This window comes from Roseovarius halophilus (ex Wu et al. 2025) (genome assembly GCF_047086965.1).
This window is the reverse complement of record NZ_JBKOTX010000040.1, coordinates 22649-35256: the sequence shown is the minus strand read 5'-3', so window position 1 is coordinate 35256 and position 12608 is coordinate 22649. Positions and strand designations below refer to the sequence as shown.

Here is a 12608-nt window from a genome sequence, read left to right as displayed (position 1 = left end):
GCCGCCACGCCCGCGCTCCGGGTCGGCCGGCGAACAGCCCCAGCATGTGCCGCGTGACCTCGTGCAGGCGCCCGCCCGCGGACAGGTGCGCCTCGATGTAGGGCAGCATGGCGCGCACGGCGCCCTCGGCCGTGCTGTCAGGCCCGGCCGCAGCGAAGACGACCCTATCCGCGGCGCTCAGGATCCCGGTCGGCTGGTGATAGGCCGCCCGCCCCACCATCACGCCGTCCAGACCCTCCTGTAGAAATCCAACCGCTTGATCCAGCGACGAAATCCCGCCGTTTATCGAGATGTGAAGCCGTGGAAAATCGTCTTTCATCCGCCGCACGAGGCCGTAGTCCAGCGGGGGAACGTCCCGGTTCTCCTTGGGGCTCAGCCCCTGCAGCCAGGCCTTGCGGGCATGGATGATCACGCGCCGAACCCCCACCGCGGCGACCCGGTCCAGGAACCGCGGCAGCACGTCTTCCGGCGTCTGGTCGTCCACGCCGATCCGGCACTTGACCGTGACCTCCCTCGGCTGCGCCTCGATCATCGCCGCACAGCATTCGGTCACCAGCCCCGGCTCACGCATCAGGACCGCGCCGAACGTGCCCGACTGGACCCGGTCGGACGGGCAGCCGACATTAAGGTTGATCTCGTTATACCCCGCCGCCGCACCAAGCGCGGCAGCCCGTGCCAGCTCTGCCGGATCGGAGCCGCCCAATTGCAGCGCGACGGGATGTTCCTCGGGTGAAAAATCCAACAGATGCAAGGCATTGCCACGAACCAAAGCGGGCGCCGTTACCATTTCGGTGTACAACAGGGCCCGGCGCGACAATAACCGGTGCAAGTACCGGCAATGCCGATCCGTCCAATCCATCATCGGGGCAACGGACAAGCGCGGGGCGTCAATCATGCTATGTTTCCCTTGTTTCATTGGTTTATTGGCATCCTGAAGCGGCCACGATTAAAGACCATTCGCAAAGATTCCGGATGCTTTCGATCTTGGGTGCAAAAATTGTAGCTCGCCTAAAGCGCATGTAGCACTGGCGCACTCGGACGTCACCCGCACACATACGCAGGCGACACCAGTTTCGCGATGCAATCTTTTCGATAGTGTCCCAGAGGGTGGTGTAAGAGGCCGCGCGCGCAAGGCAATGGCGGCGGGCATGGCAAGCTGGCCGGTCTGCGGGACTGGATCGCGGCGCGGAAGACGGCCAAGGCTGGTCTCACGCTGGATGATCCGGTGCTGGAGATAGCCGATGAGCACCGGTTGACGGTGCATCGCGTGTCGGTCTGGCGCACCCTGCGCAGCCTCGGCCTGACGCATAAGGTAAGGCGTGTCAGGATTTGATCCGGGGTTCAAATCCCCGCCGAACGACCTGCAAGCCGTCGAGCAAAAGCGGCCCGGGGTCGGGCATGCACGCCGTATCCGGATCACACGGCGGCAACCGTTCATGACCAAAATGTCGCCACGCATCGGTTTCACCGACGAGACCTCGCCCAAGACCACCGGCTGGTCCCCCAAGCACGCGCGCTTGCCCCGTCACGCGTCCTTCGGCCATTGCAACACGCAGACGTTTGTAGCGGCGCTCCGCCACGACCGGCTTGACGCGCCATGGGTCATCAACGGCGCGATGAACCGCGACCTCTTCGAGCTTTTATGTCGAGATCTAGCTCGCCCCGACCCTGCACGCCTGCGATGTGATCGTCCTCGACAATCTTTCATCGCACAAAAGCCCAAAGGCCGCACAGGTCATGCGCGCTGTCGGCGCGTGGTTCCTGTCCCGTTGTTCGAGGAAAACGCCCCACCGGGGCCTTTTCTGATCACTCCAACACCTAGAGCCCTGATCTGAACCCGATCGAGATGGCATTCGCAAATCTCAAGGCCATGATCCGACGCGCCGCCGCACGGACCTATGACGACCTCTGGTGCGCCGTTGGACACGTCTGCGATCTCTTCACTGACGAGGAATGCTACAGCTTCTTCAAGGCCACTGGATATGAAACCGATTGAACGCAACTCGCCCTATTCGCTGGTTTCCACGATTAGCAACTCGCGCTCGGATGCGCCCCGGGCATGGCTCAGCGCTTCCTTATACTCCGGTGAATGGTAACATTCCTCGGCGGCCTCAACGCTCGGAAACCTTGCAACCACGTTGCGCGGACGCTCCTTGCCCTCCAACTGGACATACCGGCCGCCCCGGGCAATGAAACAGCCGCCGTGTTTCTCGATGGCCGGACCGGCCAGCTTGGCGTATTGTCCGTAAGCGTCCTCGTCCGTGACGGTCACGTGCGCGATCCAGAGTGCGGGCATGATCTCCTCCTCAGTCGATGCCATCCACGATCACGATATCCCGGTCGCTGCTGGACAGGGCTATCGGCAAAATTTCTTGGTAGTCATCCGAATTGTACCAGTCGACGGCCGCTTGTCGGTCCGGAAATTCGATCACGACATGCCGGTCGGGGCAACTGCCTTCGAGCCGGGTTTGCGCCCCGCCTTTCGCAAGGAAACGACCACCGAATTTCTCGGCCAGCTCTACCGTGCGCGCCGCATAGGCCTGATAGGCGTCGGGATCATGCACATGGATCCGCGCGATGATGTAGGCGCTCAACGTCTTCTCCTCAGAACGCGATTACGTCTTCGGCAGCCTTGATGGCCGCGTCCGCATTCGCAACGTCGCGGCCGCCGCCCTGTGCCATGTCGGGACGTCCGCCGCCACCTTTGCCACCGAGCTGCGAAACCGCGGCCCGCACAAGGTCAACGGCCGAAATCCGCCCCGTCAGGTCTTCCGTGACACCGGCCGCGACAGCCGCCTTGCCATCGGCATCCGCGATCAGCAGAATCGCACCGCTCCCGATCCTTGTCTTGAAATCGTCGATCATGGGCGGCAGCTCCTTGCCGGAGACACCGCTGAGCGTTTGCGCCATGAACTTGATGCCGTCGATCTCGCGCGCTGCCGGACCATCGCCGGTGCCGCCACACATGGCAAGCTCGCGCTTGAGCCGGGAAACCTCGTCGCTCAGTTCCCTGCGTTCATCCATCAAGGCGCGCACGCGCTCGACCACGTCCTCGGGGCGCGATTTCAACTCTGTTGCAACCGCTGACAATCGGTGCTCCTGCTCCGTCAGGTAGTGCAGAGCAGCCTCACCCGTCAGCGCCTCTATCCGGCGCACGCCCGCGCTCGAGGCGGATTGGCCAAGGGTGACGAAAAGCCCGATGTCCCCCGTCTGCCGGACATGGGTGCCGCCGCAAAGCTCGATCGAATAGGTCCGTCCGTCGAGCCCCTTGCCAGACCCTTCGTCAATGCCCATCGAGACGACGCGCACCTCGTCGCCGTATTTTTCCCCGAACAAGGCCTGCGCACCAAGCTCCTGCGCTTCGTCAGGTGGCATGATACGGGTTTCCACCGGCGCGTTTTGACGGATATAGGTGTTTATCTCGTCTTCGACGCGCGTCATCTCCTCGGCGGTTAGCGGCTTGGCGTGGCTGAAGTCGAAGCGCAGACGGCCCGGCGCGTTCAAGCTGCCCCGCTGCGCAACATGGTCGCCGAGGGCCTCGCGCAACGCCTCGTGCAAAAGGTGCGTCGCGGAATGGTTGGCCCGGATGGATGACCGGCGGTCGTGATCCACCTCCAGCTGTGCAGGTGTCGCCACTTCGATACGGCCCGACTGGACTTCGGCCCTGTGGATGTGCACGCTGGCCACCTTGCGCGTATCAAGCACCCTTGCCCGGCCGGTCTCGGTTGCAATGGTCCCCGTATCGCCGACCTGTCCGCCGGCCTCGGCATAGAACGGCGTCTGGTTCAGAACGATCTGAACGGTTTCGCCCTGTTCGGCGCGTTCCAGCTTCTTGCCGTCACGCACAAGCGCGCTGATCTGGCCCTCGGCCGTTTCAGTGTCGTAACCCAGAAAATCGGTGGCGCCGATGTCGTCGGCAATGTCGAACCAGATTGTCTGGTCCGCCGTTTCGCCCGACCCTGCCCATGCCGCGCGCGCCTTCGCCTTCTGTTCGGCCATTGCTGCCTCGAACCCGGCCACATCGACCTCGCGTCCGCGTTCCCGGAGCGCGTCTTGCGTCAGGTCGAGCGGAAAACCGTAGGTGTCATAAAGCTTGAAAGCGGCCTCACCCGGCAAGGCCTGAGAGTCGCCAAGTTTGTCCAGCTCGTCATCGAGAAGGCGCAACCCGCGATCCAGGGTCTGCCGGAAACGCGTTTCCTCGAGATTGAGCGTTTCCTCGATGAGGGCTTGCGCGCGCCCCAGTTCCGGAAAGGCCTGGCCCATCTGCGCGACGAGGCTGGGCACCAGCCGGTACATCACCGGGTCCTGCGCACCCAGCAGGTGCGCGTGGCGCATGGCACGGCGCATGATGCGACGAAGAACGTAGCCGCGCCCTTCGTTGGAGGGCATGACGCCATCCGCAATAAGGAACGACGTCGATCTCAGATGATCCGCGATAACCCTGTGATGGACATTCCCCGGCCCGTCCGGGTCCCGGTGGGTGACATTCGCGCTTGCCTCAATCAAGGCGCGCATCAGGTCGGTGTCATAGTTGTCATGCTTGCCCTGAAGAAGCGCGCCGATCCGCTCAAGCCCCATGCCGGTGTCAATCGACTGCATGTCCAGTTCGCGCATGCTGCCATCCTCGAAACGCTCATTCTGCATGAACACGAGGTTCCATATCTCGATGAACCGGTCGCCGTCCTCCTCCGGACTACCCGGCGGGCCACCCCAGATTTCAGGCCCGTGATCATAAAAGATTTCCGTGCATGGCCCACAAGGGCCCGTCGCCCCCATTGACCAGAAATTATCGTCGGAATTGATGCGGATGATCTTGTCCTCGGACAGGCCCGCGTATGTCTTCCAGATGTGCGCGGCCTCATCGTCGGTATGGAAAACGGTGACAAGCAGCTTGTCCTTGTCGAGGCCGAAATCGCGCGTCAGCAAATCCCACGCATACGGGATCGCCTGCTCCTTGAAGTAGTCGCCGAAGCTGAAATTGCCCAGCATTTCAAAGAACGTGTGGTGCCGCGCGGTATATCCCACGTTGTCGAGATCGTTGTGCTTGCCCCCTGCACGCACGCATTTCTGGCTGGTGGCCGCCCGAGTGTAGTCACGGTGCTCGACACCCGTGAAAAGGTTCTTGAACTGGACCATGCCCGAATTCGTGAACATCAGCGTCGGATCATTGCGGGGCACGAGCGGCGAACTCGGCACGACTTCGTGACCGTTGCGTTCGAAAAAATCCAGGAAGGTCGAGCGGATTTCGTTCAGCGTGGGCATTGGGCTCTCTTTCACGGCAACATGCAGCCCTGCCGATGTATCGGGCGCCGGCCCGCATGTCTACAGCCGACAGCGGCCCGGGTTTGCAAGCCCGGGCCGCGTCGGTTCAGGGCGCGTGCGTTCACGCCTCGACGATGTCGTCTCCGCCACCAGGCGATTCGCCCGACATATCGAAATCCAGGCCATGCGCCGCGCGAACCTTGTCCTCGATCTCCAACGCGACGTTGACGTTGTCTTTCAGGAAGTTCTTCGCGTTCTCGCGGCCCTGACCGATGCGTTCGTCACCGTAACTGAACCAGCTTCCGGATTTTTCGACAACACCGGCTTTGACACCAAGATCCAGCAGCTCGCCCGTTTTGGATATCCCTTCGCCGTACATGATATCGAATTCGACCTGCTTGAACGGCGGCGCGACCTTGTTCTTGACCACCTTTACCCGTGTCGCGTTGCCGACAACCTCATCGCGATCCTTGACCTGCCCGATACGGCGAATGTCCAGACGCACCGAGCTGTAGAACTTGAGAGCGTTGCCACCCGTCGTTGTTTCAGGGCTTCCGAACATCACGCCGATCTTCATCCGGATCTGATTTATGAAAACGACAGTACACTTGCTACGGCTGATCGAGCCGGTCAATTTGCGCATGGCTTGGCTCATCAGACGCGCCTGCACACCGACATTGCTGTCACCCATGTCGCCTTCGAGCTCGGCCTTCGGGGTCAACGCCGCGACCGAATCGACCACGACCATGCTGACCGCGCCCGACCGAACGAGCGTGTCCACGATTTCCAGCGATTGCTCACCTGTGTCCGGCTGCGAGATCAGGAGCTCATCAAGATCAACGCCCAGCTTCTTTCCATAGACAGGATCGAGCGCGTGCTCGGCGTCGACGAACGCGCACACGCCGCCCTTCTTTTGCTCCTCCGCCACGCAGTGCAACGCAAGCGTTGTCTTGCCCGAGCTTTCGGGGCCATAGATTTCGATGATCCGCCCCTTGGGCAGACCGCCGATTCCCAGTGCGATATCAAGGCCGAGCGACCCGGTGGATGTCGCCTCGATATCCTGAACGGGGTTGTCGGAGCCCATCTTCATGATCGAGCCCTTGCCGAACTGCCGTTCGATCTGCGCCAAAGCGCTGTCGAGCGCTTTCTGCTTGTCCGCGTTCTTCTTGCTGTCCATTGATAATAGGTCTGCCGTTGCCATGTCGTGTACGTCCTTATTTCACACCCGGTGCCAAGCGGCAAACACGCACTTGTTCACCCCTTGTTCCCATTCTTTATGACGGGAGGTTGAGAACATTTCAAGAATATTGTTCATGTTTCCATCTTTGCGTCGAAGGGTTAATGATGAATTTACGAGGCTCGAAAAATGACACAGACGCGGGACGTGGAGACAGTATGCTTGTAATTCCGACAGCGAGACTGGTTTTTCTGAGCGTGCCGAAAACCGGGACATCGGCTTATCAAGCCGCCCTCGCCAGGCATGCCGCGATTGTCGTCACCGATCCACCGGAGCTCAAGCATGCCCCGGTGTTCCGGTACAATCGTTTCTTTCGGCCCATGGTCGAGAAGTTCTTCACCGAAAAGATGGACCTGCTCGCGGTGATGCGCGAACCTGTAAGCTGGCTCGGCAGTTGGTACCGGTACCGGCGGCGCCCCTTCATGCAGGGCCGGGCGAATGCAACGCACGACGTCACTTTTGATGAATTCGTTACCGCTTACACGCAGGGACAGCGACCGGCCTTCGCGAATGTCGGGTCGCAAGCCAAGTTTCTCGAGCCGCAGCGAAACGGCACCGCGGTAACCCATCTTTTTCGCTACGAAGATCAAACCGGCCTCAAGAAATTTCTGGAAGAACGATTGCAAACAACGGTCGAAACACCGATCCGCAATGCCTCGCCGGAAATGCCTCTGACGCTTTCGCCGGAAACCGAAGGGCGCCTGCGGCGAAAATCTGAGCGAGAATTCCGTTTGTGGGAAAGTATCGGTGACGGTGGTGCCTATACGCCCTTGCAAGACAAAGTATGACGTTCGCACATCAATTAGGTACGTGACAGCGTCGCGTTCATGTGGAAAACGCTTCTTGAAAATGTGGACTCGCAACCCGGGGCAACGCGCGCTCAGCGGGTAGCGGATACACCCGGGCTCACCGTCAACTCAACTGTCTCTGGACGGTTTCGGCGAGTTCCGACAACGAGAACGGCTTTGGCAGGAAAACCGACTGGGGTATCTTTTTTTGCACGTCGCCGAAGGTTTCCTCGGCATATCCGGACATGAACACGACCTTGACCTCGGGGCGTTTCTCAAGAGCTTCGGTGACCCAGCTTGGCCCGTCGATCCCGGGCATGACGACATCGGTGACAAAAACGTCCACCTTGAGGTCCTCGTCACGAAGCTGTTCGAGCGCATCCTCGGCTGATTCCGCTTCCAGAACCGTGTATCCGCGTAACTGCAGCGCCCTGCTGGCAAAGGCACGCACTGGTGATTCGTCCTCGACCAGCAGGACAACGCCATCTGCCTGTGGGGCGGGATCGTCATCCGTTTGCCGTGTGTGGGCATGCTCGTCATCTTCCACCCGGTACGCGGGGAGAAGCAGCTGAAAGGTCGTCCCCTCGCCGATCGTGCTGTCCACGAAAATGAACCCGCCCGTCTGTTTCATGATCCCATACGCCGTGGAGAGCCCCAGACCGGTACCATCGCCAGTCCGCTTTGTGGTGTAAAAAGGCTCGAATACCTTTTCCATCCTGTCCGAGGCAATTCCGATGCCCTGATCCCGGACCTCGATCGATACATAGTCACCCGGCGCAACGACAGCGCGGCCCCGTCGCAAGGGTTCCTGCAACTTCAAGTTGCGCGTGGCGATCTCGATGTCGCCGCCATCCGGCATCGCGTCGCGCGCATTCACCACAAGGTTCATCAGGACTTGTTCCAGTTGGCGCTTGTCCGCACGGATCGGCAGGAGTGTCGGATCATTGCTGAGTGAGAGCGTCACTTTCTCGCCCACGAGGCGGTTGAGAAGATGGGTCAGATCCGCAAGCGATTCACCCAACTCCATCCTTTCGGGTCGCAGTGTCTGTTTGCGTGAATACGCCAGCAACTGCCCCACGAGAGCCGCAGCCCGATTGGCATTCTGGTTGATCTGTACAAGGTCCCCGTAATCCTCGTCGCCCTGGTCATGGCGCAGCAACAACAGGTCGCAATGGCCCGAAATGGCGGTGAGCAGGTTGTTGAAGTCATGCGCCACACCCCCAGCAAGCTGGCCGATCGCCTGCATTTTCTGGCTCTGGACAAACTGGGCCTCGAGTGACTTCAATTCCGTGGCGTCCGTAAGCACCGCAACCAGCACCGTCTCGCCGGATTCCAGCGCCCGGTTGAGCGTGATCTGAACGAAGGTGTCCTTGTCCTCACGCTTCACGCGCAGGATTTCCGAATGCACCGTGCCGCGACCGGCCGCCGCGTCATCGAGCCAGTCCGCGATCGGCCTGCCAAGCCCCTCCACCATCTCGCCAAGAAGTCGGCCGGCGCAGCGCTCCCCCCCCAGCAGATCACGGGCGGGGCGGTTGGAAAGCTGTACATCCCCGTTTCTTGCGAGCTTCAGCAATGGCACGGGCAGTTCATCGAAGAACGACCAGCTTTCCGGGTTTCGCTCCGTTGGCGCCACGCCGGGCATAAGGAAAACCTCGCGCCGGCCGGCCGTACCCTCAAGTTCCACGACGAAACAGCCCGTGACCCCGTCGGAGGTGTTGATGTCATTGAACTGGCCCGACCTCAGGGGTAGCTTTCGGCAGATATCGCCGAGGCTGCGCACTCTCTCCCCGATAAGGTCGCGGGCGGGACCGTTCATGAAAAGTATCGCATCGTGGCGCCCGACCGTCAGCAATGGCAAAGATGTCGGTTCGTTGGTGCGCTGTGGCTTGTCCGCGGATTTCTCGATCCGCCAAAAAAGGAGCCCGCCGGCGCTGCGGTGGACGCTCAAGCGCAGGTGCCCCCGCCGTGTCACGAGGTCATCACAGGCGGCGCCGGTACCGTCGACCCGGCCTTGCAGGCGGTACAGAACCGCCGCGGGGCTTGCGAGATCCTCCCGCAGGGCATCGGCAAGTGTCTCGGCAGCGGCGGCGGCGAACATGCGTTCGGCGACCGCGTTGTGATACAACAGGCGGCCCTCCGGCGTGGTCAGGAACGTCGGCGCGGGATCTGCATCCAGCAGTTCACCCGACCGGTGAGCGACAGCCGCGGCGCCACCCTGACGCCATTCGATCGCCAACGAGATCAAGATCACGAGGCCCAGGATCAGCGCGACGGCCCAAAGGGCGATGCCAGCCAAGGGATCGGGCACGATCCAGCCTGCCACTGCAAACAAAAGCGCCGCCAGCGAGATCGGGATCACCCGCGGACGCACGGCCGCCGTACTGTGGCGCATTACCCCGTTTTTCTGGCGCTTCATCACCACGTCGCGCGGTCTCCGCGTTAGCGATTCGTACCTGTCCTTTTCTGGGCGAAGAGCCTTAAGGGCTGCTTAACAGGGCATGGAAACACGCTCAGGTTGCGCGCGTAAACGCTCAGTTGTCAATCAGGACCGACAGGAAAAAGCCATCGCCAGCATCCGATACCGGCCAGCGACGCTCACACAGGACATGCCACCGCGGGGCATCCGAGACGAACTCCGCCACCTGAGCCTCGTTCTCCTCTTCGACGATCGAACAGGTGCAATACGCAAGCATGCCGCCCGGCGCCACCAGCCCGGCGGCCTGCGACAGAATTGAACGCTGTGTCTCAACCAGCTTTGCCAACGCCGCCGGTGTCAATCGCCATTTCGCGTCGGGGGTGCGCCGCCACGTCCCACTGCCAGAGCACGGCACATCGCACAGCACGAGGTCGTAGGATCGCGGCTGAAGATCGGACGTCGCCATCTGGCTCACCCGCACCCCGGCCCGGCGCGCACGTTCGGGCAAATCCTTCATGCGGCGCGGGTGCGCATCGTGCGCGTGCCATGTCGCATCGGCGGCCGCGGCGAGCGCGAGAACCTTGCCACCACCCCCCGCACAATAATCGAGCACACGACCATCGGCCGGCACATCCAGCGCGGCCATCGCGGCCTGACTCGACCCGTCCTGCAATTCCACCCGGCCTGACTTGTACGCGCGCGATGCCGCCACGCGTCTGGCACCGGCCGTCACCTTCAGGGCAAGAGGCGCGATCGTCGCCGGCGCAGCGCTCACGCCATCCTCGGCCAGCGATTCCAGTGTCTCCTGCACGGGGCCGCGCCGCGGATTCACGCGCAGCATTACCGGGGCGCGCTCTCGCAGGCGGTACGCCGTATCCATGGCATCCGCTTGCAGCGATGCCTTCAGCCGTGGCCATAGCCAATCAGGGATGTCCGCGGACTCGGCCCCGTCCGCCGGTGCGCGTCCCGCGGCAGATTCCGCCGCAGACAGCGGAGGCGGCGCATGCCCGTCGCCGGTAAAGAAATCGGATGGCGGCATGTCCGCGACCCTGATGGCACCGATCATCAACCCGCGTCCGGTTTCCGCCCCGCCACGAGCGGCATAGGAACGCCGGCACCGCAAAGCGTCATAGACATGGTCACGCACCGCAGCCCTGTCCTTGGACCCCGCGAAACGGGAGCGCCGCGCCCACCCTGTCAGCGCAGCCTCGGCCGGGGTGCCGGCGAGTATCTCGTCCAGCAACGCCGCCGCGGCGGCAATCCGCGCAGCCGGAGTCATCCGCCGCCCTCGTCGGGTCGACAGCGGCGGACCACGGGCAAAGCGGCCTTGTCCCCGGATGCGTGTACAGGCGGCATATCGGCTAGGGTCGTCGAGGGGTAAACAAGCCTGAAGGGCGGCAAGGGGTGCCCCGCCGCCCGAAAACCGGCGCGAAAACCGTGATTCGTCATCTCAGCCGATGCGATAGTTGGGCGATTCCCGCGTGATCTGAACATCATGCACGTGGCTTTCCTTCAGCCCCGCACCGGTGATGCGGACGAAGTTGCAGTCGCGGCGCATTTCCTCGACCGTGGCACAACCGGTATACCCCATGGCGGCCCGCAGCCCGCCGAGCAGCTGATGGATAACATTGCCTGCCGATCCCTTGTAGGGCACCTGCCCCTCGATGCCTTCGGGAACCAGCTTGTCGCTGGCGGCATCCTTCTGGAAATACCGGTCGGCGCTACCGCGCGCCATGGCCCCCAACGACCCCATCCCGCGGTATGATTTGAAACTGCGCCCCTGGTACAGGATGACCTCGCCCGGGGACTCGTCGGTGCCCGCCAGCATCGACCCGACCATGGCACAGGAAGCGCCCGCCGCGATCGCCTTGGCGAAGTCGCCGGAAAACTTGATGCCGCCATCCGCGATCACGGGCGTGTCCCCCGCCGCCGCGGCACAGTCCATGACGGCAGTCAGCTGCGGCATGCCGACACCTGCGACCATGCGCGTCGTGCAGATGCTGCCCGGGCCGATGCCCACCTTCACCGCGTCCGCACCCGCGCCGATCAGGGCGCGCGTGGCCTCGGCCGTGGCCACGTTCCCGGCGATGACCTGTACTTCGTTGCTCAGGTTCTTGGCACGGGTCACGGCCTCGGCAACGCCTTCGGAATGGCCATGCGCCGTGTCGATCACGATCATGTCGACCCCGGCGTCAACCAGCGCTTCCGACCTCTCGAACCCCGCATCACCCACGGTCGAGGCCGCCGCGACGCGCAACCGGCCGAGATTGTCCTTGCAGGCGGTCGGATTGAGAACCGCCTGCTCGGTATCCTTGAGCGTCAGCAGCCCGGTCAGCTTGCCTTGCGCGTCGGTTACAAGAAGTTTCTCGATCCGCCGCGCCTTCATGAGCGATTTCGCCTCTTCACGGTCGGCGGGCTCCTGCAGGATCGCGAGGTCGTCGCTGGTCATCATGACATGTACCGGCGTGTCGTCCGAGGTTGCGAAGCGCATGTCGCGGTTGGTCACGATCCCGACGACGCGCCCGGTATCGTCCACCACGGGAAAACCGGTGAAGTTGTACCGCTCGATCAGCGCCTTGGCGTCGGCCAGCGTCTGGTCCGCGCGCAGTGTCACCGGGTTGTAGACGATACCGCTTTCGAACCGCTTGACGCGGCGCACCTCGCGCGCCTGCTCATCGACGGTCAGGTTGCGGTGCACGACGCCGATGCCACCCTGCTGGGCCATGCAAATCGCCATGGCGCTTTCGGTGACCGTGTCCATCGCCGAGCTCAGCAGCGGGATGTTCAGATCAATGCTCTGTGTCACGCGCGTGCGCGTGTCCGCCGTGTTCGGCAACACGCTCGATTTCGCGGGAACCAGCAGAACATCATCGAAAGTAAGTGCCTCACGAATCTCCATCGCGCA

11 protein-coding genes are annotated in these 12608 nt (G+C 62.4%); 3 read left to right on the top strand and 8 right to left on the bottom strand.

The annotated features are described in order from the left end of the window. Positions 1-862 (bottom strand): tRNA dihydrouridine(20/20a) synthase DusA (gene dusA / locus ACH107_RS10595; RefSeq protein WP_412505827.1); only part of this gene is annotated, 862 nt, incomplete at its 3' end. Between the two features lie 574 nt (positions 863-1436). Between dusA and ACH107_RS10590 the strand changes: the two genes are divergently transcribed. Together ACH107_RS10590 and ACH107_RS10585 are read left to right on the top strand one after the other, a co-directional pair. Continuing rightward, positions 1437-1835 carry a hypothetical protein gene (locus tag ACH107_RS10590; RefSeq protein ID WP_412505826.1) on the top strand — a complete coding sequence of 133 codons (399 nt, stop codon included), beginning with the start codon at positions 1437-1439 and terminating at the stop codon, positions 1833-1835. Positions 1836-1846: 11 nt separating this feature from the next. Then, on the top strand, positions 1847-1996 hold the full coding sequence (locus ACH107_RS10585) for a hypothetical protein (protein WP_412505825.1): 150 nt from the start codon (positions 1847-1849) through the stop codon (positions 1994-1996). A gap of 12 nt (positions 1997-2008) precedes the next feature. Here the strand turns inward: ACH107_RS10585 and ACH107_RS10580 are convergent, their stop codons facing one another. From ACH107_RS10580 to recA, 4 genes are all read right to left on the bottom strand, one after another. Further along, positions 2009-2296: a DUF1330 domain-containing protein gene (locus ACH107_RS10580; protein ID WP_412505824.1), complete on the bottom strand. Its 288-nt coding sequence runs from the start codon at positions 2294-2296 to the stop codon at positions 2009-2011. 10 nt (positions 2297-2306) lie between these two features. After that, entirely contained in the window at positions 2307-2594 is a 288-nt protein-coding gene (locus ACH107_RS10575) for a DUF1330 domain-containing protein (protein ID WP_412505823.1), read from the bottom strand. A 10-nt stretch (positions 2595-2604) separates the two neighbouring features. Then, entirely contained in the window at positions 2605-5262 is a 2658-nt protein-coding gene (gene alaS, locus ACH107_RS10570) for an alanine--tRNA ligase (RefSeq protein WP_412505822.1), read from the bottom strand. 121 nt (positions 5263-5383) lie between these two features. Beyond that, the gene (gene recA, locus ACH107_RS10565) at positions 5384-6463 is read right to left on the bottom strand and encodes a recombinase RecA (RefSeq protein WP_412505821.1); all 1080 of its coding nucleotides are present in this window, start codon (positions 6461-6463) and stop codon (positions 5384-5386) included. Positions 6464-6657: 194 nt separating this feature from the next. Here recA and ACH107_RS10560 point away from each other — a divergent pair, with 194 nt between their 5' ends. Next, positions 6658-7287 (top strand): gamma-glutamyl kinase, encoded by a 630-nt coding sequence (locus ACH107_RS10560; protein ID WP_412505820.1) that lies wholly within the window; start codon positions 6658-6660, stop codon positions 7285-7287. A gap of 124 nt (positions 7288-7411) precedes the next feature. Here the strand turns inward: ACH107_RS10560 and ACH107_RS10555 are convergent, their stop codons facing one another. From ACH107_RS10555 to guaB, 3 genes are all read right to left on the bottom strand, one after another. Further along, positions 7412-9679, bottom strand: coding sequence for an ATP-binding protein (locus ACH107_RS10555; protein WP_412505819.1), 2268 nt, complete (start codon positions 9677-9679; stop codon positions 7412-7414). A gap of 139 nt (positions 9680-9818) precedes the next feature. Then, positions 9819-10769, bottom strand: coding sequence for an RsmB/NOP family class I SAM-dependent RNA methyltransferase (locus tag ACH107_RS10550; protein WP_412505818.1), 951 nt, complete (start codon positions 10767-10769; stop codon positions 9819-9821). A gap of 384 nt (positions 10770-11153) precedes the next feature. Then, the gene (gene guaB, locus ACH107_RS10545; protein WP_412505817.1) at positions 11154-12602 is read right to left on the bottom strand and encodes an IMP dehydrogenase; all 1449 of its coding nucleotides are present in this window, start codon (positions 12600-12602) and stop codon (positions 11154-11156) included. Positions 12603-12608 lie beyond the last annotated feature (6 nt).